The following is a 23,371-nucleotide window of genomic DNA, read 5'->3' as shown; positions in this document are numbered from 1 at the left end:
CAGGTTAACAATGCGTTAACTATCTGTTGCCATAAGCCCCGACACAGCGGTTTGGTCTGACCAATCCGGGGCAGATGGCACCAGCGCTGCGGCTGCGTGCCACGTCACCTTTTCCTCTGGAGATACTGGCATGCAGATCTGGCAACAAAACTACGATCCGCTGGGTAATATCTGGCTTTCAAGCCTGATCGCACTGATCCCGATTCTCTTTTTCTTCTTTGCGCTGATTAAGCTGAAGATGAAAGGCTACCTGGCGGCCACCACCACCGTGGTGCTGGCGCTGCTGGTGGCGCTGTTTCTCTATCAGATGCCGGTTGCACAGGCGCTGGCCGCCGTGGTGTATGGCTTTCTCTATGGCTTGTGGCCGATTGCCTGGATTATTGTCGCCGCGGTGTTCGTCTACAAGATCTCAGTCAAAACCGGCCAGTTCGACATTATCCGTGCCTCTATCCTGTCGATTACGCCCGATCAGCGTCTGCAGATGCTGATTGTCGGCTTCTCGTTCGGGGCGTTTCTGGAGGGGGCTGCGGGCTTTGGTGCGCCGGTGGCGATTACCGCCGCGCTGCTGGTGGGACTCGGCTTTAATCCGCTCTACGCCGCCGGGCTCTGCCTGATTGTGAATACCGCGCCGGTGGCCTTTGGCGCGATGGGAATCCCGATTATTGTGGCGGGGCAGGTAACCGGGCTCGACAGTTTTGCCATCGGCCAGATGGCCGGACGCCAGCTGCCGCTGCTCACCCTGATTGTGCTGTTCTGGATTATGGCGATCATGGATGGCTGGCGCGGCGTGAAAGAGACCTGGCCGGCGGTGGTCGTGGCAGGTGGCTCGTTTGCCCTTGCCCAGTTCCTCAGCTCCAACTTCCTGGGTCCGGAGCTGCCCGATATTATCTCGTCGCTCGCCTCGCTGATTTCGCTGACGCTTTTCCTGAGGGTCTGGAAGCCGGTGCGCATCTTCCGCTTTGCCGATGCAGAGGCGAAACAGGGTGCTCCGTTGCTGCCACCGCAGAAGTATCGGCTGGGGCAGGTGATCCGCGCCTGGATGCCATTCCTGTTTCTCACCGCTACCGTCACGCTCTGGAGTATCCCACCGTTTAAAGCGCTTTTCGCCAAAGGCGGTGCGCTCTATGAGTGGGTGCTGGCTATGCCGGTGCCGATGCTGCATGAACTGGTGGCGCGGATGCCGCCGGTGGTCAGCAGTGCGACCCCTTATCCGGCGATCTATAAGCTGGATCTGGTCTCTGCGACCGGCACCGCGATTTTAATTGCGGCGATTATGGCGATGCTGTTCCTGCGTATGAAGCCAAAGGCGGCGCTGCAGACCTTTGGAGAAACGCTGAAAGAGCTGGCGCTGCCGATCTATTCCATCGGGATGGTACTGGCCTTTGCGTTTATCTCCAACTACTCCGGCCTCTCTGCCACGCTTGCCCTGGCGCTGGCGCATACCGGTCACGCATTTACCTTCTTCTCGCCGTTTCTGGGCTGGCTGGGCGTCTTCCTGACAGGATCAGATACCTCATCAAATGCGCTTTTCGCCGCGTTACAGGCCACCACCGCCCAACAGATCGGCGTTTCCGATATTCTGCTGGTGGCGGCCAACACCACCGGTGGCGTGACGGGTAAGATGATCTCGCCGCAGTCGATCGCTATCGCCTGTGCAGCGGTCGGGCTGGTGGGGAAAGAGTCCGACCTGTTCCGGTTTACGGTTAAACACAGCCTGATTTTCACCTGTATGGTGGGTGTGATTACCACGCTTCAGGCCTATGTCTTCCCCTGGATGATCCCATGAGCAACACTGCCGATCCGCTGGTGACACGCCTGCGGACCTATATCACCGAACATCAGCTTGAGCCGGGCATGCGTCTGCCCGCCGAGCGCCAGCTCTCTGCTGAACTCGGCGTCTCGCGATCTTCGCTGCGTGAAGCGATACAGCAGCTAATCAGCAGCGGCATGCTGATTAGCCGGCGCGGCGGCGGCACCTGGATTCGTCAGCAGCTGGCACCCTGGTCGGAACAGCGCATCGTCGAACCGATTCGGCAGCTGCTGCGCGACGATCCCGACTACCGCTACGACATTCTGGAAGCGCGCCATGCCATTGAGGCCAGCACCGCCTGGCATGCGGCATTGCGGGCTACTGACGCCGACAAAGAGAAGCTGCAGTACGCCTTTGACGCCACCCTGAAGCTGAAAGAGAGTGACGATCCCGACCTCGCTGCCCAGGCAGATGTGCGCTTCCATCTGGCGATTGCCGAGGCGTCGCACAATGTAGTGCTGCTGCAGACCATGCGCGGCTTTTTCGAGCTGCTGCAGTCGTCGGTGATGCAGAGTCGTCAGCGCATGTATACCCAGCCAGATATTTTCGCCCGCCTGACGGAACAGCATCAGGCGCTGCTGGATGCGATCCTCGCGGGCGACGCCGACGCGGCCCGTCAGGCGGCGATGCAGCATCTGGGCTTTGTCCACACCACCCTGAAAAGCCTCCATGAAGATGAAGCGCGCCAGGCGCGCATCACCCGCTTACCGGATAACGACACACGCAACCCAAAGGAATCTGACTGATGATTATCTCAGCTGCCAGTGACTATCGCGCCGCCGCGCAACGTATCCTGCCGCCATTCCTGTTTCACTATCTTGATGGCGGTGCTTACGCCGAGCACACCCTGCGTCGCAACGTGGAGGACCTTTCTGACGTGGCGCTGCGCCAGCGCATTCTGAAGAACATGTCGGAACTGAGCCTCGAAACGAAATTATTTAATGAAACCCTGTCGATGCCGGTTGCGCTGGCACCGGTCGGCCTGTGTGGCATGTATGCCCGTCGCGGCGAAGTGCAGGCGGCGCGCGCGGCCGCCCTGAAAGGCATTCCGTTTACCCTGTCGACGGTTTCGGTCTGCCCGATTGAAGAGGTAGCTCCGCAGATCAACCGTCCGATGTGGTTCCAGCTTTATGTGCTGCGTGACCGCGGCTTTATGCGCAATGCGCTGGAGCGGGCCAAAGCCGCCGGTTGCTCAACGCTGGTGTTTACCGTGGATATGCCGACGCCGGGTGCGCGCTATCGCGATGCGCACTCCGGGATGAGCGGCAATCACGCGGCGCTGCGTCGTTACTGGCAGGCGGTCACCCATCCACAGTGGGCGCTGGATGTGGGTCTGCAGGGCCGTCCGCACGATCTGGGAAACATCTCCGCCTATCTCGGCAAGCCGACCGGGCTGGAAGATTATATTGGCTGGCTGGCGAACAACTTTGATCCTTCCATCAGTTGGAAAGATCTGGAGTGGATCCGCGAGTTCTGGGACGGGCCGATGGTGATCAAGGGCATTCTCGATCCGGAAGATGCACGGGATGCGGTGCGTTTTGGCGCTGATGGCATCGTGGTCTCGAATCACGGTGGACGCCAGCTGGATGGCGTACTCTCCTCAGCCCGTGCGCTGCCAGCGATTGCCGATGCGGTCAAAGGTGACATCACTATTCTGGCGGACAGCGGCATTCGTAACGGACTGGATGTAGTACGGATGATTGCGCTGGGCGCAGACAGCGTGCTGCTGGGACGGGCGTTTATCTATGCGCTGGCGACTCACGGACAGCGTGGCGTGGAAAACCTGCTGAACCTGATTGAGAAAGAGATGCGCGTGGCCATGACGCTGACCGGCGCAAAATCGATAAGTGAAATTACCCGCGATTCGCTGGTGCAGGCGGAGGCGCTGCTGACACCAACAAGCACCGTGTCACGTCCTCGCGCCGTGAGTTAGCCTGCGAAAATGAATGTGTTGTCTATACTTAGCTTCTTTACCCACAGGAGGAATGACATGACTATTCATAAGAAAGGTTCGGCGCACTGGGAAGGCAATATCAAAGGCAAAGGCACCGTTAGCACCGAGAGCGGCGTGCTGAGCCAGCAGCCTTATGGCTTTAATACCCGTTTTGAAGGCGGCAAAGGCACCAACCCGGAAGAGCTGATTGGTGCAGCGCATGCGGCCTGTTTCTCTATGGCACTGTCGCTGATGCTGGGCAATGCAGGTCATACGCCGGAAAGCATTGATACCACGGCTGACGTGTCACTGGATAAAAAAGGCGACGGCTTTGCCATCACTAAAGTGGCGCTGACCAGCACGATTTCTCTGCCTGGCATTGATGAGTCGGCCTTCGACGAAATCATCAACAAAGCCAAAGCGGGCTGCCCGGTTTCTCAGGTACTGAACGCGGAAATTACGCTGGATTACACCCTGAACAATTGATGCCGGCAACGGGTCGCCTTTTGGTGGCCCCGACGTTATGCTATGCCTCCCGGTCCTGTTGCTGACCGGAACAGATGCGCCTTCTGGCGCATCTTCGCTTTCTGACAGAGGGGAAACCGAGGTGACAAGATACCGGGCGGCCAAAAAGTACTGGAAGATGGTGTTGGTTCTGCTGTGCATTTGCGGCGCGCTGCTGCTGATCCGCTGGGCTGCGATGATCTGGGCCTGAGCCGATGAAGTGGATGAGTCGCCACTCGCTGGGCATCTTAGTGATGGTAATTATCGTACTGGAAGCGGTTCATTTTCTGCTCACAGCCTCATGGCTGCCGTGGCGATAATCGCCCTCAGACAAAAGCATCCTCGCGCCGTTTAGTCCGCACATCGCTGCGCGCAATACGATAAGCCTTACGCGGATCACCCACCAAAAACTCAAAGGTTGGCGTGTAGTAAAATGGCAACCAGCCGCCATAGCTGCTCTCCCACTCCCATCGGACGGGGCAGGGCCACAGAATGCCATCATACAAAAGATAGTAAACCCAGCGTCCACCAGGACGACGGGGGCGTGATGTTTTCATGGGATTCACTACGGTAAAGGTTAACAACAGCTTATATTTTGTACGTTAAAGCGCCAGCTTGCAATGTTGCAGCCCTGCTTTATTGAATCTGGTCCTGAATCAGCGATGGACCTCACCACAAAGCAGTACCACATTCGGTCTGACTTTATGAATACGGTTTGCCATCGTTTCACAGTCCACCTTCGTCGGATAGATGCGCTCCGAGACCGGCAGCGCTTCGCAGGCATCGTAGCCACACGCGCTCACTAACAACACAAATCCTATCAACATAGATCCTCTCCTTTACACGGTCTGGTGGTCCGGACTATGGTGCTTTTTATCCCTTTTTAACATCCAGTATAGACAAACGTGACGGGGCGGCATTGTCAGTGTGAGCTATGACGCTGCCAGGCAGCGGCCTGCGGCAGGATGAGGGCTGGGTAAGACGAGGACGCTGGCAGGGAGTCAGCCAGCAAAATACCAGGCGGGCAGCAGCGCAATCAGGTTATTCAGGGTGTGCAGGAAGATGGGCAGCGCCAGACTGTTACTCCGCAGCCGCGCATAGCAGAGCAGCAGCGAAAACAGCGTCAGAGCGATAAGGGTCTGCCAGTGCACATACTGTGTATGCATCACCGCAAACAGCAGTGAGGTCAGCAGCATGCAGGCGAAACGGCTGCGCGGCGCCCACAGCAGAAAACCCTGTAACAGGAAACCGCGGAACAGCACCTCTTCAAACACCGGCGCCAGCAGTACGGCGGTCAGCAGCAGGATCAACAGCGAATTGCGTCCCTGCTGGGCCTGCATCACCAGCCAGCCTTCCGGCTGCATGAACTGCATCTGTGCTGCCATCAACAAAAACAGCGCGCCGGTAAACAGCAGGGTTTGCAGCGTGTAAAGCTCACCCAGCGGCAAATCAGTACGACGCTGGCAGTAAAAGCGATAAAGCGGGTAGATAACAGCAAATTCAAACAGGCAGAGTACGGGCACCAGCAGGCCGTCATTACGCAGCACGCTGTAATTAGGGAACAGCGTGATCAGCATGGTAACCAGGTAATAGACCACAAAGCTGCCGACGTAGAACAGCGTCAGGGTCACTCTGTCGGAATTGGTGTTCATAGGCGACTCAGCCAGCGAAGGTAAGCGCATAGTAGCAATGCACCCGATCGCTGTCGAGTGAGCCTGTTACACATTATTTAAGCGCAAAATGTTAGCCGCAGACTAAACACCGGAGCGCCCGGGCCGATAACTGATGAAACTAATCTGGCCAGCAACGCATGTTGTATTGCAGGCCTGTGATCTTAATCCCTGGCTGTGTAGTGAGCACTCTTAATGACTTTTAACCCTCCGGCGCCGCCGTCGCCACCATTCAGACATGCCGCTGAAGATCGCACTGTCCGCTTTACGCGGCGCAGCCTGCGTACGCTTTCGCTGCTGCTGTCTGGTGTGCTGGTGCTCTCGATGCTGATGGTACTGATGATTGCACAGCGTCAGAACAGCGCATCGGTTGAGCATGACCGCATGCTGATGCAGCAGACGTGGCAAAATCGTCAGGAGGCGATGGTCACCGATATCCGGGATTATGCCTTCTGGGGAGAAGCCTGGCGCAATCTCCATGTCAGGGTGAACAAAGTCTGGGCGTTTGACGAAGAGAACTTCGGACCGGGTCTTTACGAAGAGTATCACTATGAAGGCGTGTTCGTGGTCGACAGCAAAGGTCACACCACCTACAGCGTGATTAATGGGCAGATGGCGGATACGCCACTGGAAGCCTGGCTGGGTCATGAGACACGGACGCTAATTGCGGCAGCGCGTCAGCTCAATAATAAAGCGATGACCCGCAATGCGCTGATCAACCATCTGCCCGCGATTGTGGTGGCCGCACCTATCAGCAGCGGTAAACTGCCGAACGTGCCGCCCATGGCCGGGCCTGCATCAATCATGGTGTTCGTGAATCTGTTTACACCCGCCAAATTACAGGCGCTGGGCGCGACGCTGGATATACGCGAACTGCGTCTGCCCGCCAGTGAAGAGGATGCCCTGCATGAACCGCGAATGGTACTACCGTTGCCAGGCGGCGAGCCGATTGTGCTGCGCTGGACGTCAAAAATGCCGGGCATGGGCCTGATCGGGTTGCTGCTGCCACTGCTGCTGCTGACGGCGATCATCATCGGCATCATTACTCATCGCGTCAGCCGCCATGCGCTCTCCAATGCGATTCTCTCTGACCGCCGCTTTGCCATGCTGGCAATCAGTCAGCAGGAGCTTGCCAACAGTGAAGCGCGGTTTCGCGATCTCGCTGAGGCGGCGTCAGACTGGATCTGGGAAACGGATGAAGAGGGTCGCCTGATCTATCTGTCCGCGCGCTTTCATACCCTTACCGGCCACGACATCACACACTGGCTGGGACGTCACATCGATCACCTGCTGACCCATCCCAGCCATTCACTGGTCGCCTGGCTGCTGCGGCAGGAGGCGGAAGAGCAACAGATGCCGCTGCGCTGTCAGTTTATGTCCGCACAGGGTCACCGCCGCATCGGTCAACTGGTGGCGAAAACCATCTGGCATGATGCGCGACGTATCGGATTTCGCGGCACGGTATCGGACATCACCCAGGGCATGGAAGCAGAGGCACGCATTCAGTTTCTGTCGCGTCACGACGTTTTAACCGGTCTGTCGAACCGCGTGCAGCTGCTGGAGTTTCTGACGCTGCACCTTGCGCTGCCTGATGGCGCTGCGCCGCTGACGCTGATTACCCTCGATCTCGATCAGTTCCGGCCAATTAATGAAACCTGGGGTCATGCGGCGGGCGATGAGGTACTGAGCCAGATAGCGCAGCGTCTGAAGCACTGTATCGGCCCGCAGGAGCTGGTGGCGCGGCTGAGCGGTGATGAATTTGTACTGGTGTTGCGGGAAACGAACCGTGAGCGGATCGATCAGCGTTGTGCTCAGCTGGTGCACGAGGTTCAGCAGCCAGTCAGCACCGGTCAGCATGTCCACTATCTCACCATCAGCATGGGCATTGCCTGTGCGCCACAGGATGCCAGCCATCCGGAAGCGCTGTTGCAGATGGCAGATATCGCACTGAATGAAGCACGCGATGCGGGACGTAATCAGTGGGTCTGGTACGCCAATGAAATGGCGAGCCAGCGCGAAGATAAGCGTGAAATGGCGCGGCGCATTGAGAAAGCACTGACTACTAATGAATTCCGTCTGCACTATCAGCCCCGTTATCAGCTGCTGACCGGTCAGCTGGCCGGCGCTGAAGCGCTGATTCGCTGGCAGATTGCCCCGGATCAGTGGATTACGCCAGACCACTTTATTCCGCTGGCGGAAGAGAGCGGTCTGATCGCCACTATCAGCGACTGGGTTCTGATGCGTGCCTGCCAGGATGCGCTGGGCTGGGGTGGCGATCGCTATGTGTCAGTCAATATTTCGCCGATGGAGTTTCGCACCAGCGATCTGGTGCAACGGGTGGCAGATGCGCTGGCGAAAAGTGGTCTGCCAGCGACAAGGCTGGAGCTGGAGATCACGGAGAATGTCACCTTTGAACATCCACAGCATGCGCTGGAGGTAATGCAGGGCTTACGGTCGCTGGGGGTAAGGTTAACCGTCGACGATTTTGGCACCGGCTATGCCGCGCTGGGCTATCTGAAGACCTTCCCGTTTAACGGTCTGAAGATTGATCGCTCCTGGATGAAAGATTTCCCGGAGTCGCAGCAGGCGCAATCGGTGGTGGCGGGCATTATTGCGCTGGCACGCGCCTTCGCCCTGACGATCACGGCGGAGGGAATTGAGACAGAAGCGCAGCTGAACCAGCTAAAACAGCTCTCGTGCGAAGAGGGGCAAGGCTACTTCCTCGGTCGGCCGATGCCGCTGGCTGCATTCAGTACGCTTCTGGAAAGAACAACGCAGAATCAGGCTGAGCCGGTTTAACGGACTTTGACCGCCACGGCGGTCATCAGCATTGCGCAGACAACAAAAATAATCAGTTCCATCATGACCTCCACAGGGGTAAGAATAGTCTTAAGATAGTGTAGCGGCTCACTGTGGTTTTTTTAGGCAGTGAGTGCGATTAATCTTAAAAAGAGAGTCTGTGGGACACCCGGATCCGCGCTCACTGTAACAACTTTACCTTTTCCGGCTTCTGGTCAGCAGGCACGCTTTGCTACTCTTGGGGCAGGTTTTACACGTCCAACAGGAGAACAAACGTGAAATTTTATGGAAAAGGGCTGCTGGTAGTGGGTCTGTTTGCATTAACCGCCTGTCAGTCTGCCAGTAAACCTGACACCGCCAGTGTGCCGCAGGATCCTGAAGCCGACCGCTGCGGTGCCTCTCAGTTTCAGAACTATGTCGGCAAACCGTTAACCGTGCTTCAGGGTCAACACTTTGAACAGCAGGTGCGTCCAATCCCCTATAATTCTGCGGTCACCATGGATTTCAACCTTAACCGGCTTAACTTCCTGGCCGACAAAAATGGCAATATCAGCTCAGTTTATTGTGGCTGACGGCCGGTCTGTCATAGGCTTGTCATAACGGCAGGCGAGGATAGCAGCGCGTTTAAGAAACTTCCTCGTCACACAATAAATAGTGCTCGTCTTGTTTATTCCCGCCCCGGCGGGAATTTTTTTAGCGCCTTCGGGCCGGAACAGGAGCGGAGAAGATGAAATGCATAGGGGCACTGCTGCCCACGTTGTTACTCAGCAGCACACTGGCACAGGCGTCCAGTGAAGAGGCCTGGCAGAAGAGCCGCCAGATCATGACACAGGCGTGTATTAATGCCAGCCATCTGAGTAAAGTAAAGGTGCTGGGCGAGCCGATTGAGTATGACGACAACACAGGTTACAGCGCACTGTTGCTGGAGGGGCGCTATCCCCAGCAGCATATGAAAAACAGGCGTGGACGCGAGCTCTGCCTGTTTCAGCTCAGCAGCGGACGGGCCAGCGTCAGCGAAGCGGATAAACTGCGCTGGGTGAAGTAAACCGACGCTTTACACCTCCGGATGCGTGTCGATGAGCTGTGCCAGCAGGGTGCGATACCGCTGCAACTGCGCCTCATCGCCTTCGACTTCCAGTTTGTCGATCACCCGCGCAATCAGTGCCTTACTGGTCGCGGGTTCTCCCGCCTCCATAATTTCACGCAGAATAACCGCCAGCAGATCGGACTCTGGCGGTATTCGCCAGTTCGGGCTGTTGAAATAGTCACTGATAGCGCGGCTGGCACTGCTTGTTTGCACTCTCATTTCCCTACCTCCGCTGAAACGCTACCCCGACCCTTACGCAGGTGTAAGGGCATCTATGCACGTCATAAGCTGAACTGCCTCAGCGTAGCCGGATGGTCTGGACCGTTTTTTAGCGGAGGACGTCGCGCCAGGCAGAATGATCGTCACATCGCCACGACTGGCGATTTTTTAAACATAGAAGCGGCGTGAATCGTTGTCAGTAACAGAATGACATATTTTTCCATATTGATGAGGCATGGTTGAGGAAGAGGGTGCCAGGGCAGGCCATCGGCCACGGGATTCACGCTGTAAACCGCTGGTCAGAGAAAATTTTCGCGGGTAATTGCGCTGAATCAAGAGGAATCCTGTCTTTTGCCGTTTGTGCCATGTTATGTCGGTCACGTTAAGAATCGTCGCGTTAAACTAAGCACTCCCTCTCTTTGAATCATCTGCCCATGCCACGCACTATTGAACCCTGGAAGATAAACCTGATCTCAGTCTGGTTTGGCTGTTTTTTTACTGGCCTGGCCATCAGCCAGATTATCCCGTTTCTGCCGCTCTACCTTGAGCAGCTTGGCGTCACCGGAGGCGAGTCCCTGAGTCTCTGGTCGGGGCTCACCTTCAGTATCACCTTCGTGGTTTCGGCGGCGGTCGCCCCGCTGTGGGGCAGTCTGGCCGATCGCAAAGGGCGTAAACTGATGCTGTTGCGCGCGGCGTTTGGTATGGGCGTGGTGATCCTGCTACAGGCTTTTGTCACCGAAGCCTGGCAGTTACTGCTGCTGCGCGCCCTGATGGGGCTGACCTCTGGCTATATCCCCAACGCGATGGCGCTGGTGGCGGCTCAGGTGCCGCGTGAACGTAGCGGCTGGGCGCTGAGCTGTGTCTCCACCGGGCAGATTGGCGGTGTGATTCTGGGGCCGATGCTGGGTGGGCTGCTGGCTGACTGGGTCGGTTTGCGCACGGTATTTATCGTCACCGCGGCGCTGCTGATGGTCAGCTTTATGGTGACGCTGTTCCTGATTAAAGAGACCGGTTACACCCCGGTGAGTAAAAAAGAGAAACTCAGCGGACGCGAGGTTTTTCGTTCGCTGGACAACCCAAAGCTGATGCTCTGCCTGTTTTTCACCACCATGGTCATCCAGATGTGCAACGGATCGGTGAACCCTATCCTGACGCTCTTTGTGCGGGAACTGGCACCCACCGCTGAGAATATCGCTTTTCTTAGCGGGGTCATTGCCGCGCTGCCTGGCGTCTCTGCACTGCTGGCCGCGCCTCGTCTGGGGCGACTCGGCGATCGCATCGGCACGCAGCGTATTCTGCTCGCAACGATGGTTATCTCGCTGCTGCTGTTTATCGCCATGTCTTTTGTCACCAGTGCCACGCAGCTGGGCATCTTACGTTTTCTGCTGGGCTTCGCCGATGGCGCGATGATGCCTGCGGTACAGACGCTGCTGGTGCGTCATTCGCGCGACACTATCACCGGCCGGATCTTCGGTTATAACCAGTCGTTTATGTATCTTGGCAATGTTGCTGGCCCATTACTGGGCGCAGCGGTATCGGCGGTGGCAGGTTTCCGCTGGGTCTTTTGTGCCACCGCCGTTGTAGTGCTGATTAATGTCCTGTTCCTGAAACGCTTTTACCGGCGTCCGAAGACTGTGCTGCCCGCGTCGGCTGACAAATCGTCAGCTCAGCCTGCCAGCGCTGCTGAGTCAGCAAAAACTCAGGACTGACGCTGGGGCTCCAGGAGTCATCGCCGCCGACGCCCATATGGAAGGCATCCAGGTGCAGCCAGCAGCCCGCTTCCGGACGCAGAAGGTGGCGGTGGGAGGCTTCACGCAACTGCTCCAGACTGAAGCGGCTCAGCGAGAAAGCAAAATCGCCGCTGACCTGCCAGCTGCCGCTGTCGAGCTGGCGGGTGCCGCCACGCAGACCATTCTCGCTGGGGAAAACGTAGGGCGTTGAAAGCTGATCCAGCGGCAGTTGCCAGCGTGAGAACTGCGCGGCCAGCTGGCGATCGGGATAGTTTTCATGCGGTCCCAGGCCGAGCCAGCTTACCTGCTGCGGGATTTGCGCCAGCGCGCAGCGCAATCCGATGCGTGCAGGCGGTGGTAAACCGCGAGACTGCACAACGGAAAGCTGTAACTGCAACTCACCCTGCGCATTGATCAGATAACGCTTACGGCTGATAAAGGCGAGCTGGTCATTAGCGATCCAGCTATGCAGCGTCTCAATCTGTATCGCCTGCGGCAACGCATTCGCGGCTATCGACACCAGCTGGCTGCTCATCTGGTCATAACCTGCCGCTTTCCAGCGCTCAACCCACGCATTGGGATCCACCCGCTCTGCTTCGCTGGTGCCGATATCGTTGTCCAGCGGCGCGCGAATAAAGCAGTCCTGAAGCGGGGAGAGCAGCGTCGGTGCCTCATTCACAAACCACTGCGTCAGTTCACCGCTGTGGCGTGAAAAATGCCAGCGCTGTTGCTGGTGAGTGACGACAATCTCACTGGCGTCATCATAGAGGACAGGTACTTCAGCTGTTTCCGGCAGCGGGGGCAGCACCAGCAGCGAAGGCAGCGCCCACTGATGCCAGGCGACACACCAGTCCGCAGCACTCCAGCGGGTCGGGTGAATCTGATGAACCGCAACGTTAAGCCAGCATTCGCCCTGTAACGCGGGCGGTGACGGCAGCGTGATCCGCTGCTGACCCTGCGGGCCGATATCCAGTGAGACTTCACCTTCCGTCACCACCTGGCCCTCCTGCTCAATGCGCCAGCGCAGCACTTCATTGTCACTGTGACGGAATAAGTAGTCGCTGCTGACCGTAAAGCTCAGCGGGTCGCCGGGATCGGGCGTAAACTGCCAGAACTGCTGGGCGCGCTGCGCCTCATACAGCGCCGGATGCGGCGTGCGATCGGCAAACACCAGCCCGTTCATACAGAACTGGCGATCGTTGGGCTTATCGCCAAAATCGCCGCCGTAGGCCTGCCATGGCTGGCCCTGATCGTCATAACGGGTCAGGCTCTGATCAACCCAGTCCCAGACGAAGCCGCCCTGCAGACGCGGAAACTGACGGAATGCCTCCCAGTATTTCGCGAAACCGCCAAAGCTGTTGCCCATCGCATGCGCGTACTCACACAGGATCAGCGGACGGGTTTCGCCCGGCAGACCGATCCACTTTTTCAGCGACCACTTCGGCACCGCCGGGAACGGCTGATCTTCATCGACCCTGGCATACATAGGGCAGATGATATCGGTCGCGGCGGTGTCCGCACCGCCGCCTTCATACTGTACCGGACGGGTAGGATCGCTGCTTTTCACCCAGCGGTAGAGCGCATCATGCGTGGTGCCATGTCCAGACTCATTACCCAGCGACCAGATAATAATGCTGCAGTGATTACGATCGCGCTGCACCATACGCGTCACGCGTTCGCTATAGGCAGCGAACCAGCGGGGATCGTCGGAGAGCCGGTTCATTGGCTGCATGCCGTGGGTTTCGATATTCGCTTCATCCACCACATAAAGCCCATACTGGTCGCACAGCCGATACCAGATCGGATGATTAGGGTAGTGCGAACAGCGCACCGCATTGAAATTGTGCTGCTTCATGAGCTCAATGTCGCGGCGCATTGTCGCCTCATCCACCGCCTGACCGTGCTCCGGATGGTGTTCGTGGCGGTTGGTGCCACGGATTAGCAGCGGTTTGCCGTTGAGACAGAGCAAGCCGTTATCGATAGTGACCTGACGGAAGCCGACATCATACGCTTCCACCTCGACCAGCTGCTGATCCCCATCCAGCAGCGCCAGCGTGGCGCGATAGAGATGGGGCATTTCGGCGCTCCACAGTACAGGCCGTTCCACCGGCAGGCTGAGCAGGGCGCGTTCAGGATAGTGGCCCCGCTCGTCAATAATGGCGCTGCCCAGCGGCTGCTGACACTGCGCAACCGGCTGTTCACCCTGCCACAGCGTCAGGCGCAGCTGATAGTGCGAGGTGAGATCAGGCGGCAGGGCGACGCGGACCTGGGCGCGCAGCGCGGCACGGTAATACTCCGGGCTGAGCCGGGTTTCCAGCTGCACGTCAGCCAGATGCACCTGCGGCTTATGCAGTAACGTGACATCGCGGAAAATGCCGCTCATCCGCCACATATCCTGGTCTTCCAGATAGCTGCCGTCGCTCCAGCGCAGCACCATCACCGCCAGCCGGTTTTTGCCTGGTCGCAGATAAGGCGTCAGGTCGAATTCGGCGGGCAGGCGGCTGTCCTGAGAGTAGCCAATCCAGCTTCCGTTGCACCACAGATGAAAGGCTGAATTGACACCGTCAAAGATGATGCGTGTCTGCCCGGAAGTGAGCCAGGCAGCGTCCGTGCTGAATGTGAGCGAGTAACATCCGGTCGGGTTCTCTTTGGGCACAAGCGGAGGATTAACCGGAATCGGATACTGCACGTTAGTGTAAATGGGCGCATCAAAACCGTGCATCTGCCAGTTTGCCGGGACCGGAATCGTGCTGGCATCCGGCAGATCCTGCAGTAACCAGCTGGCCGGGACCGCCTCAGGCTGTACAAAGTAACTGAAACCCCACTCCCCATTCAGACTCTTTAGTGACGCGGAGGGCGTGTCATCTCGCGCTGCCGCTTCATCCCGCCAGCTGGCAAAAGGCGGGTGCGCATCCAGCCGATGCAGCGAGGTTATGACCGGGTTTTCCCAGTCGCGCCGGGAGAGGATGTCACTGAAAGCAGCCTGTGAGAGAGTCATGGTTATATCCTGTAAATGTGATGCGCTCACAATGCGGAATATTGTTCAGGCTGTAAAGCGTTCGCCATCCCGATTTGCACAAATAGTTTGCCCCGAAAGCAGGCCGCACTGTTGAGAATGTGGCGGCTTACTGACTGTAAAACGTTAAGTCTGGTCAGCAAAGATGAATAGCAGCCGGAAGCGGAGGAATCTCACTTGTCGCCATGCGGGTGCCTTCATACACTCAGCCCGATTTCATCACCCTGAGGTAAATATGGTACGAATCGTTAAGCTGGCTGCCGTTGTGGCATTAGTGACTGCATTAAGTGGATGTCTTTTCCCGCCTCCTGGTGGCGGCGGTGGGGGTGGCTGGGGCGGACATGGCGGCGGGCCGGGCCGCGGATTTGTCGATCCCAGTTAAGCCCTGCCTGATGAATGCTGGCAAATGACGATGTGCGCCTGCTGCGCAGTTACATCGAAAAGCTGTTGCGGCATCCCCGCCAGTAACGCCGTTAGTCCCAGACGGGAATGGGATCTTCACGTCACTTTGACCTGAAACATTTTCCGCTTTGCTTATTCGCTGCCAGAATAACAGGTGACAATCCATTGTGGAGATAACAAGATGAAAGTCAGTTTAATGGCGATGATGATGGCGGGCCTGCTGGTCAGTGGTATGGCGGGTGCGGCGGAAAAAACGCCGCAGCAGGAGAAAATGACGATGTGTAACCAGCACGCCAAATCTCAGGATCTCAAAGGGGAAGCACGTAAAACCTTTATGAGTAAATGCCTGAAAAAGGACAGCAAACTGTCGCACATGACGCCGCAGCAGATGAAAATGAAAAGCTGTAACGGCGAAGCTGGCGATAAAAAGCTGGCAGGCGACGCGCGTAAAACCTTTATGAGCCAGTGCCTGAAAAAAAGCTAATCATCCCTCACGGCCACGCAGGTGGCCGCTTCTCCCTGCCGATTCCTTGCCCGCCTGAAGACGATTAAATTATCTTTCACAACAGCAGGTTAACCTTCTGACAAACATTCGGCGTCAGGCTTCCTGGTTCCTTTGCCACACTTACTGTTTGTGAGGATTTGCGCAGGCCTCGTTTTACCGCGCAGCATCAGTCCAGAAACAGCGAAAGGAGCCATGCCGTGAACTATCAATTTACCACCGACCTGAACGATCTGCCTCAGCGACAGCCGGTTAAAAAAACGCTGGGTGAGGTAGAGGTCTTACTGATTCGCGACGGGGACAACGTACGCGCGTATCAGGCGAAATGTCCACACGCGGGCGCGCCGCTGGAGCAGGGCGCCATCTGCGGCGACCGGCTGGTCTGCCCGTGGCACAAAGCCGCGTTTGATCTTGCCGACGGCAAAATGTGTGAACCGCTGGCGCTAGCCGATCTCAAACAGTATCCGCTGCGCATCGAACAGGGGCGGGTGCTGGTGAATCCTAAAGCGATGTCACCCGCTGCCCCCATTGGCAGCGGGGCAGCCGCGCCGGTCTATGTGGTGCTGGGTGGTGGCGCGGCGGGCAGCGCAGCGCTGTGGCGTCTGCGTCATGACGGTTTCAAAGGCCGCCTGATTCTGGTTGAGCGGGAGGCGGACGCACCTTACGACCGCACCGCGCTGACCAAATTTGTGCCGTCGGGCAAAATGGACATCAGCGAGGTGCCACAGCTGCTGAAAGCGGATGTGATGGATCACGTTGAACGAGTGCAGGCAACCGTGAGCCGCCTCGATGCGCAGCAGCAACGGCTGATCTTCGACGATGGCGAAACGCTTGCCTTCGACAAACTGCTGATCGCCAGCGGCGCGAAGCCTGTCCGTCCCGATTTGCCGGGCAGCGATCTTGACGGGGTCTATCTGCTGCGCAGCAAAGCGCAGACCGATGAGCTGCTTCAGGCGGTGGATGCGACCCATAAAATCGTGATTATCGGTAACAGTTTTATCGGCACCGAGCTGGCGTCGGCACTGCGTAACCGTGACATCGACGTTACAGTGATTGCCCGTCAGGCGCTGCCCTTTGCAAAACGGTTTGGCGATCAGATTGGCCGCTATTTCTACCAGTTGCATGAGCAAAATGGCGTGAAGTGGGTGCAGGGTGAGATCGCATCACTGCAGGGCGACCAGCAGGTGAGTGGCGTGCAGCTTAAGGGCGGACGGCAGCTGGACGCGAATGTTGTGCTGTTTGCTACCGGCGTTAAACCGGCTACCGACTTTATCCACGATCTGCCGCTGGCAGAGGATGGCAGTCTGCAGGCAGACGAGCATTTACGGGTCGCTGACAATATCTGGGTGGCGGGTGATATCGCCACGTATCCGTCGGCACAGGGGCCGCTGCGCATTGAGCACTATCGCGTCGCGCATCAGCAGGGACAGACTGCCGCATGGAATATGCTGGATCAGAACGTCACCTTTGATCGTGTGCCGTTTTTCTGGACGACGCAGTATGGCACCCGTTATGAGTATGTTGGCCACGCAGCAGAATGGGATAATTTCGAGCTGATCGGCTCGCTGGAGGACAAAAAGTTTATGGCGTTTTATGGTCAGCAGGGGCAACTGGCCGCGATCTGCTCATGCGGTATGTACACGCTGACCGCTGAGCTGGTGGAGCGGATGCAGCAACCGATGACGCTTGCCGACGCGGTAGCGCTCTGTCAGGCGCACATCAGTTAAGCTGCGCGCAGGGCGGGCCGCGAGCTGGTCCGCCCTGCGCAATGCCTGACGCTTAGCTGCGGCTCAGTTTTTCGGACTTCGCCATGCACTGCTGCATTGCTTCAATCACTGCCGACCGCATCCCTTTCTCTTCCAGCACCTTCACGGCTTCAATGGTGGTGCCGCCAGGTGAGCAGACCATATCTTTAAGTTCAGCCGGATGTTTACCGCTGGTCAGCACCATCTCCGCCGCTCCTTTTACCGCCTGTGCAGCAAACTGATAGGCCTGGGCGCGCGGCATGCCGCCCAGTACGGCCGCATCCGCCATCGCTTCGATAAACATAAAGACGTAGGCCGGCGCAGAACCGCTGACGCCGACCACGGAGTGAATCAGATATTCATCCACCACGGCCGCTTTGCCGAAGCTCTCAAAAATCGCAACGACCTCGTTGATCTCCGCCTGCTCAACCAGCACGTTGGGCGTGACCGAGGTCATGCCTTCGCTGACCAGCGAAGGCGTATTCGGCATCGCCCGGACGATTTTACGATCGTAGCCCAGCACCGATGAAAGCGAATCCAGCGTCACGCCCGCCGCAATCGACACCACCAGCGCCTCTTTTTTCAGGCTGCCGGCCAGCTCTTTTAATACTTTCAGGATCACATTGGGTTTTACCGCGCCGAACAGGATGTCCACTTCACGTGCCAGCGCATCCGTGCTCTCAGCCGCGTTGATACCATACTGCTCTGCCATCGCCTGGTTGGTCTCTGCTTTGCGATCGTAAACGAAGATATCAGACGGGGCGATTTTGCCGCTATTGACCAGTCCGCCGATAATGGCTTTCGCCATGTTTCCCCCGCCGATAAACCCGATTTTTTTTGCCAGCATCGCCATCTCCTTAGGACATTATTCGGTTTTCTCAGTGGGCTAGCTTACTTCAGCCAGCCCGAATAACAAGTCAGCCGGGTGCGGGCTGGAAAGCGTGCCGCAAATAAAATTTGCCATTCAGGGAGAACCCGGCAAGATCTCAGGCTTCTCTGACTGTAAGGAATCATGATGTTTATCTGGGTCGATGCCGATGCCTGTCCGAATGTGATCAAAGAGGTGCTCTACCGTGCTGCGGATCGCACCGCCACCACGGTCACTTTTGTGGCAAACCAGTTTCTGCGTGTGCCGCCATCGCCTTATCTGCGCACCCTGCAGGTGCCAGCCGGATTTGATGTGGCGGACAATGAGATTGTCAGACGTTGTCAGCCCGGCGATCTGGTGATCACCGCCGATATTCCGCTGGCGGCTGAGGTGATTGAGAAAGGGGCGGCAGCGTTGAATCCGCGCGGCGAGCGCTACTCACCGGCCACGATACGTGAACGCCTGACGATGCGGGATTTTATGGATACTCTGCGGTCAAGCGGCGTGCAGACCGGCGGCCCCGCGACGATGAGTCCGCGTGACCGCCAGCAGTTTGCCAATGAGCTGGACAGCTGGCTCACTCAGCAGAAACGCTCTACTTAAACGAAGCTATCGTCGTCGTCGAAATCGCCGCCGCCAAAATCGTTCAGATCGCTGTTGTCAGCATAATTACTGTCCCAGCCCGCGTTCTGGTCCAGGAAGGCGTTATCATTACCGCCGTTAAAGGCATCGGCGTTGTCATCGCCACCGTTGAAGGTGTTGAGATTATCATTCACCTCCGGCAATGGCGGCTCATTGATGATGTTCACAATCTCTTCCGGCTGTGAATGGTGGAACATGCTGGTCAGCATGTCGGCCATCACGACCCCCCCAGCCACGCCCACCGCTGTTTGCAGTGCGCCGCCAAGGAAACCGGTGCCGCGTGGCGCGGGTGCCTGGGCAGGAGCATATTGCTGCTGTGCCGGTTGCTGCGGTGCACTGTTCCACGGCGACGATTGTTGCTGCTGCTGAACGGGCTGCTGCTGGCGCGAACCGCTGCCAAACAGTCCCGACAGAAAGCCGCCGCTGCTCTGTGCGGGTTGCTGCTGCTGTTGCTGTTGCAACTGTGCAACCTGGCTTTCCAGCGCTGACACTTTCTCATTAAGTTTTTTCAGTGCCGCTTCCTGAATCAGGATCGCCTGCGCCATGTAGTAAGGCGCGCCCGGCTGCGCCTGAAGATGCTGATTAATCAGTTGTTCGGCTGCGGCATCGCGTGCCACGGTCTGGCTTTCAGCCTGTTTCAGACGGCTGAACAGCCCTTCGATCAGTTGTTGTTCTTCGCGTTGCATGATGACTCTCCTGTGGCAATGTTTATCAGTATATGTGGGCGCCAGTGAGAAAAGTAAAATCGCGGCGGTAAGCAAATATTGCCAGCGCATTCCGGACGCTACTTTACGCGTTGTTTTATCGTCCTGTTAGCGCCCTGATGCACAAAACGTGCATGCTTTTCCTGTTGAAAATACGAATGTTATCGCTGTTCAGGTAACGAAAATGCGTAAATCATGCCTGACAGGTGGAGGCCATAATAATTTCCAGTTATCATGCGTCGCATTATTAAGCTCACCATGCAGCCGCATCGCGCGGTCAGGCGGAGGAATGGCCCTGATGTCACTACCCATCTTTTTGATTGGCGCTCGCGGTTGCGGCAAAACCACGGTCGGCGAAGCGTTGTCGCAGGCGCTGGGCTACGCCTTTAGAGATACCGATCACTATCTGCAACTCAGCACGCAGCGCAGCGTGGCCGAGATTGTTGCGGCAGAAGGCTGGGAAGGTTTTCGCGCCCGTGAAACGGAATCGCTTAAAGCGGTAACAGCACCCGGGACCGTGATTGCTACCGGTGGTGGTATGATTCTGGCTGAAGAGAACTGCCGCTTCATGCAGGAGCAGGGCCGGGTGATCTGGCTCAGCGCGTCGCCCGAAGTGCTGGCAGAACGACTGGAAAGCGAACCTGAAGCGGCTCAGCGTCCAACGCTGACCGGACGTCCGATTGCCGATGAGATGAGTGATGTGCTGCGTGAACGTGCGCATCTCTACCAGGCGGCGGCCCATCATCAGGTCAACGCCATGCAATCGCCGGCGTGCGTGGTGGAAGAGATTCTGCTGTCACTTTCCCTGGCGCGCGCCAGCTAACCCTCCGATTTTTCCCGCTTTGATCCCGCTTCGGATGGCATTGTCTATACTTACTCTATGACAGGCAGCGGCCTGTCCTGTGGAATGTTATTCAGACAAGAGGGACACAGTATGCCGACCAGACCACCGTACCCACGTGAAGCGAAAGTTGTGCCCGTTGAAAAGGGCACTGAAGGTAATAAAGTCACTTCTTACGAATTGCGTGCTGATCATCCCAAACCGAATTCATTAATCAGCGAGCACGAGACGGAAGAAGAAGCGCATGATGCTAAAGCGCGCTACGAAGACGTCGAAAAAGAGTAACACGTCACGGCTGGCAGGGACGCCAGCCTGCTGCTCAGCTTTAATCTGCCCGTAAGTTGCCTGATCTTTTCCCTCTATGTTTGACTCCCCAAATCCCCATAGCCGAATCAAAACAGCGCTGCCCGGACCACCTGCTTAACGCGCTCTCCCATCGGAAGAGATCACAAACGACCATCATTTCGCGTGACAGATCAGCGGGTTCCCTTCTACACTTCCAGACACACAACATGTGCTCTGGAGAACTATTATGCTCAACGTAAGTGAGTATTTTGACGGAAAAGTTAAATCTATCGGTTTTGACAGTGCGAGCACCGGTCGTGCCAGCGTGGGCGTGATGTCTGAAGGTGAATACACATTTGGAACCGGCCAGCCGGAAGAGATGACCGTCGTCAGCGGCTCGCTTAAGGTGTTGCTGCCGGGTGAGACTGAGTGGAAATGGTTTGAAGCGGGTTCGGTGTTTAACGTGCCGGGTCACAGTGAATTTCATCTGCAGGTCGGCGAGCCAAGTTCCTATCTCTGCCGCTACCTGAAAGACAAAGATTAAAAAAAGGGCCGCTAAGCGGCCCTTTTTTTGGGCAAACCATGTCTGTCCGGGTGATTCTGATTAACGCTGGGCTTCGCCACCTAAGGCTTCCACCAGATTGCTGGTCAGTGCGGCCAGTTCGCTGGTCATCAGAATAAAGTCAGCATCAAAGCGCTGAGCAAAATCTTCGCGGTCGATATCGTCGTTCTGGTCGCGCAGCGTGTCGCTGAACTTCAGACGTTTCACCGAACCGTCATCCGCCAGCACGAACTGAATGCGCTCCTGCCAGTCGAGTGCCAGTTTGGTCACCAGCTTGCCCGCTTCGATGTGGTTGGCGATCTCATCGCATACCAGATCCTGTTTCTTGCAGCGAATGACGCCGCCATCTTCCAGCAGCGCTTTCAGCTCCGCTTCATCCATCAGCGCAAAACCGGCAGGCAGATCGCCCGAACGAACCCACTCGGTCAGGGTCAGCTCAATCGGGTTTTCCAGCGTCAGCGGCACCACCGGCAGTGAACCCAGGCTTTTGCGCAGCAGCGCCAGGGTATCTTCCGCTTTTTTTGCGCTGGCACAGTCCACCATAATCAGATTGTTGACCGTGTCGATCCACAGATAAGTCTGGCTGAAACGGCTGAAGGCGCGCGGCAGCAGGCTGTGCAGCACTTCATCTTTCAGCGAATCTTTTTCGGTCTTTTTGAGCTTGCGGCTCTGCTCAGATTCCAGCTTGTCGATTTTCGCTTCCAGCGCCTGTTTCACGACCGGCGACGGCAGGATTTTCTCCTCTTTGCGGGCGCAAATCACAATCTGGCCTTTGTTCTCATGGGTCAGCGCGTCGCTGCGGTTACCCATCGGCGGGACCCAGCCGGTCTTGCTCATATCCTGACTGCCACACGGTGAAAACGTGAAGGCGTCGAGCTGTTTTTCCATCTCATCTGCGGACAACGGAATGTCACGATTCAGACGATAAACCATCATATTTTTAAACCACAACATCGGGATTCCTTACCGTGGCGCGATCGGGCGCACAAGTCTGCGAGAGTCAGCGCGCATGATAGCGAAACATCGGAGTGGTTTCATTGCCTTTAAGGCAGCCGCCTTCTACTGTATCTCTCACCTGAACGAATAACGAGGAGGTAACCTTGCGCATAGGCATAGATCTGGGTGGCACCAAGACAGAAGTGATTGCATTGTCGGATAAGGGACAGGAGCTGTTCCGCCATCGGGTGAATACCCCGCGTGATGACTATCAGGCAACGGTGCAGGCGATTGTCGATCTGGTCACACTGGCGGAGCAGAAAACCGGCGAGACCGGCACGGTCGGGCTGGGTATTCCTGGCTCGCTTTCGCCCTTCAGTAAGCGGGTGAAAAATGCCAACTCTACCTGGCTCAACGGCCAGCCGCTGGACAAAGATCTGGCTCAGGCGCTGAACCGGGAAGTGCGTATTGCCAACGACGCCAACTGTCTGGCCGTGTCGGAAGCGGTCGATGGTGCGGGTGCCGGACAGTCGCTGGTGTTTGCCGTGATCATCGGCACCGGGTCGGGCGCAGGTGTAGCGATCAATGGGGAGTCGCGCATCGGTGGCAACGGCAATGCCGGCGAGTGGGGCCATAATCCGCTGCCGTGGATGGATGAAGATGAGCTGCGCTACCGCCAGGAAGTGCCCTGTTATTGCGGGCAGCAGGGCTGCATCGAGACCTTTGTTTCTGGCACCGGTTTTGGTATCGACTATCAGCGGCTGAGTGGCGTGCATCGCAAAGGTGCTGAGATCGTTTCGCTGCTGACGCAGCAGGATCCGATCGCCGAACGGGCGATGAGCCGTTATGAGCTGCGGCTGGCCAAATCGCTGGCGCAGGTGGTTAATCTGATCGATCCCGACGTGATCGTGCTGGGTGGCGGGATGAGCAATGTGGATCGTCTCTATCAGACCGTACCGGTGCTGATGAAGAAATGGGTGTTTGGCGGGGAGTGTGAAACGCCGGTGCTGAAGGCGCAGCATGGCGACTCCAGCGGCGTTCGCGGTGCGGCGTGGCTCTGGCCGCTTAACGGCTGAGTGTCCCGCACATCCGCTGACGTTCAGCGCCTGGGTTTCT

Annotated in this window: 25 protein-coding genes; 17 read left to right on the top strand and 8 right to left on the bottom strand. The window is 57.2% G+C overall.

Features of this window, described 5'->3' with window-relative positions; translation table 11 throughout:
• Positions 1-130 precede the first annotated feature (130 nt).
• The 5 genes from lldP (at position 131) to yniD (ending at position 4,458) form a co-directional block, all read left to right on the top strand.
• Positions 131-1,786: an L-lactate permease gene (gene lldP / locus K6R05_RS14680; RefSeq protein WP_161736670.1), complete on the top strand. Its 1,656-nt coding sequence runs from the start codon at positions 131-133 to the stop codon at positions 1,784-1,786.
• Complete coding sequence (lldR, locus tag K6R05_RS14675) at positions 1,783-2,556, top strand: transcriptional regulator LldR (protein ID WP_161736669.1); 774 nt, start codon at positions 1,783-1,785, stop codon at positions 2,554-2,556. The genes lldP and lldR overlap by 4 nt, the downstream gene beginning before the upstream one ends.
• On the top strand, positions 2,556-3,743 hold the full coding sequence (gene lldD / locus K6R05_RS14670; protein ID WP_150037845.1) for an FMN-dependent L-lactate dehydrogenase LldD: 1,188 nt from the start codon (positions 2,556-2,558) through the stop codon (positions 3,741-3,743). Before lldR ends, lldD begins: the two co-directional genes overlap by 1 nt.
• A 57-nt stretch (positions 3,744-3,800) precedes the next feature.
• Positions 3,801-4,229: an OsmC family protein gene (locus K6R05_RS14665; protein ID WP_161736668.1), complete on the top strand. Its 429-nt coding sequence runs from the start codon at positions 3,801-3,803 to the stop codon at positions 4,227-4,229.
• Positions 4,230-4,350: 121 nt separating this feature from the next.
• On the top strand, positions 4,351-4,458 hold the full coding sequence (gene yniD, locus K6R05_RS22400) for a small membrane protein YniD (protein ID WP_022625163.1): 108 nt from the start codon (positions 4,351-4,353) through the stop codon (positions 4,456-4,458).
• A gap of 115 nt (positions 4,459-4,573) precedes the next feature.
• Here yniD and K6R05_RS14660 read toward each other — a convergent pair whose 3' ends face one another.
• The 3 genes from K6R05_RS14660 to K6R05_RS14650 form a co-directional block, all read right to left on the bottom strand.
• Positions 4,574-4,804, bottom strand: coding sequence for a hypothetical protein (locus tag K6R05_RS14660; RefSeq protein WP_161736667.1), 231 nt, complete (start codon positions 4,802-4,804; stop codon positions 4,574-4,576).
• Between the two features lie 99 nt (positions 4,805-4,903).
• A complete protein-coding gene (locus K6R05_RS14655; protein ID WP_003850083.1) occupies positions 4,904-5,074 on the bottom strand; it encodes a hypothetical protein in 171 nt (56 codons plus the stop codon).
• A gap of 174 nt (positions 5,075-5,248) precedes the next feature.
• Positions 5,249-5,899: a CPBP family intramembrane glutamic endopeptidase gene (locus K6R05_RS14650; RefSeq protein ID WP_161736666.1), complete on the bottom strand. Its 651-nt coding sequence runs from the start codon at positions 5,897-5,899 to the stop codon at positions 5,249-5,251.
• A gap of 213 nt (positions 5,900-6,112) precedes the next feature.
• On the opposite strand from K6R05_RS14650, the gene K6R05_RS14645 reads away from it, so the two are divergent.
• The 3 genes from K6R05_RS14645 (at position 6,113) to K6R05_RS14635 (ending at position 9,761) form a co-directional block, all read left to right on the top strand.
• Entirely contained in the window at positions 6,113-8,716 is a 2,604-nt protein-coding gene (locus tag K6R05_RS14645) for a bifunctional diguanylate cyclase/phosphodiesterase (RefSeq protein WP_222924459.1), read from the top strand.
• Between the two features lie 275 nt (positions 8,717-8,991).
• Entirely contained in the window at positions 8,992-9,288 is a 297-nt protein-coding gene (locus K6R05_RS14640; protein ID WP_013356930.1) for an I78 family peptidase inhibitor, read from the top strand.
• A 155-nt stretch (positions 9,289-9,443) separates the two neighbouring features.
• Positions 9,444-9,761: a hypothetical protein gene (locus tag K6R05_RS14635; protein ID WP_161736664.1), complete on the top strand. Its 318-nt coding sequence runs from the start codon at positions 9,444-9,446 to the stop codon at positions 9,759-9,761.
• A gap of 9 nt (positions 9,762-9,770) precedes the next feature.
• Here K6R05_RS14635 and K6R05_RS14630 read toward each other — a convergent pair whose 3' ends face one another.
• Positions 9,771-10,022 carry a biofilm development regulator YmgB/AriR family protein gene (locus tag K6R05_RS14630; RefSeq protein ID WP_161736663.1) on the bottom strand — a complete coding sequence of 84 codons (252 nt, stop codon included), beginning with the start codon at positions 10,020-10,022 and terminating at the stop codon, positions 9,771-9,773.
• Positions 10,023-10,456: 434 nt separating this feature from the next.
• On the opposite strand from K6R05_RS14630, the gene K6R05_RS14625 reads away from it, so the two are divergent.
• Positions 10,457-11,731, top strand: a complete 1,275-nt coding sequence (locus tag K6R05_RS14625; RefSeq protein WP_161736662.1) for a multidrug efflux MFS transporter — start codon at positions 10,457-10,459, stop codon at positions 11,729-11,731.
• Here K6R05_RS14625 and K6R05_RS14620 read toward each other — a convergent pair.
• Entirely contained in the window at positions 11,613-14,750 is a 3,138-nt protein-coding gene (locus K6R05_RS14620) for a beta-galactosidase (protein WP_222924457.1), read from the bottom strand. The genes K6R05_RS14625 and K6R05_RS14620 overlap by 119 nt on opposite strands.
• 253 nt (positions 14,751-15,003) lie before the next feature.
• Here K6R05_RS14620 and K6R05_RS14615 point away from each other — a divergent pair, with 253 nt between their 5' ends.
• The 3 genes from K6R05_RS14615 to K6R05_RS14605 all read left to right on the top strand — a co-directional run bounded on the left by K6R05_RS14615 (position 15,004) and on the right by K6R05_RS14605 (position 17,399).
• The gene (locus K6R05_RS14615; RefSeq protein WP_222924455.1) at positions 15,004-15,150 is read left to right on the top strand and encodes a hypothetical protein; all 147 of its coding nucleotides are present in this window, start codon (positions 15,004-15,006) and stop codon (positions 15,148-15,150) included.
• A 201-nt stretch (positions 15,151-15,351) separates the two neighbouring features.
• Positions 15,352-15,654 carry a PsiF family protein gene (locus tag K6R05_RS14610; RefSeq protein WP_222924453.1) on the top strand — a complete coding sequence of 101 codons (303 nt, stop codon included), beginning with the start codon at positions 15,352-15,354 and terminating at the stop codon, positions 15,652-15,654.
• Between the two features lie 218 nt (positions 15,655-15,872).
• Positions 15,873-17,399: an FAD-dependent oxidoreductase gene (locus tag K6R05_RS14605; protein ID WP_222924452.1), complete on the top strand. Its 1,527-nt coding sequence runs from the start codon at positions 15,873-15,875 to the stop codon at positions 17,397-17,399.
• Positions 17,400-17,451: 52 nt separating this feature from the next.
• On the opposite strand, the gene proC is transcribed toward K6R05_RS14605, so the two are convergent.
• On the bottom strand, positions 17,452-18,264 hold the full coding sequence (gene proC / locus K6R05_RS14600; protein ID WP_222924449.1) for a pyrroline-5-carboxylate reductase: 813 nt from the start codon (positions 18,262-18,264) through the stop codon (positions 17,452-17,454).
• Between the two features lie 168 nt (positions 18,265-18,432).
• Between proC and K6R05_RS14595 the strand changes: the two genes are divergently transcribed.
• On the top strand, positions 18,433-18,888 hold the full coding sequence (locus K6R05_RS14595) for a YaiI/YqxD family protein (RefSeq protein ID WP_003850071.1): 456 nt from the start codon (positions 18,433-18,435) through the stop codon (positions 18,886-18,888).
• Here the strand turns inward: K6R05_RS14595 and K6R05_RS14590 are convergent.
• Positions 18,885-19,613, bottom strand: coding sequence for a DUF2076 domain-containing protein (locus tag K6R05_RS14590; RefSeq protein ID WP_161735312.1), 729 nt, complete (start codon positions 19,611-19,613; stop codon positions 18,885-18,887). The two genes, K6R05_RS14595 and K6R05_RS14590, sit on opposite strands and share 4 nt — an antisense overlap.
• Positions 19,614-19,929: 316 nt before the next feature.
• Here K6R05_RS14590 and aroL point away from each other — a divergent pair, with 316 nt between their 5' ends.
• The 3 genes from aroL (at position 19,930) to ppnP (ending at position 21,301) form a co-directional block, all read left to right on the top strand.
• Complete coding sequence (gene aroL, locus K6R05_RS14585) at positions 19,930-20,454, top strand: shikimate kinase AroL (RefSeq protein WP_161735310.1); 525 nt, start codon at positions 19,930-19,932, stop codon at positions 20,452-20,454.
• A gap of 111 nt (positions 20,455-20,565) precedes the next feature.
• Entirely contained in the window at positions 20,566-20,757 is a 192-nt protein-coding gene (locus tag K6R05_RS14580) for a YaiA family protein (RefSeq protein ID WP_161735308.1), read from the top strand.
• Positions 20,758-21,004: 247 nt separating this feature from the next.
• Positions 21,005-21,301, top strand: coding sequence for a pyrimidine/purine nucleoside phosphorylase (gene ppnP, locus K6R05_RS14575; RefSeq protein ID WP_003850060.1), 297 nt, complete (start codon positions 21,005-21,007; stop codon positions 21,299-21,301).
• A gap of 60 nt (positions 21,302-21,361) precedes the next feature.
• On the opposite strand, the gene rdgC is transcribed toward ppnP, so the two are convergent.
• Positions 21,362-22,273 carry a recombination-associated protein RdgC gene (rdgC, locus tag K6R05_RS14570; RefSeq protein WP_150013087.1) on the bottom strand — a complete coding sequence of 304 codons (912 nt, stop codon included), beginning with the start codon at positions 22,271-22,273 and terminating at the stop codon, positions 21,362-21,364.
• Between the two features lie 146 nt (positions 22,274-22,419).
• Here rdgC and mak point away from each other — a divergent pair, with 146 nt between their 5' ends.
• Positions 22,420-23,331: a fructokinase gene (gene mak, locus K6R05_RS14565; RefSeq protein WP_161735307.1), complete on the top strand. Its 912-nt coding sequence runs from the start codon at positions 22,420-22,422 to the stop codon at positions 23,329-23,331.
• Positions 23,332-23,371 lie beyond the last annotated feature (40 nt).

This window comes from Pantoea alfalfae (assembly GCF_019880205.1).
GTDB classification, from domain to species: Bacteria; Pseudomonadota; Gammaproteobacteria; order Enterobacterales; family Enterobacteriaceae; genus Pantoea; species Pantoea alfalfae.
Note: the sequence above shows the minus strand (reverse complement) of the source record. Positions and strands in the feature narration are given on the sequence as shown.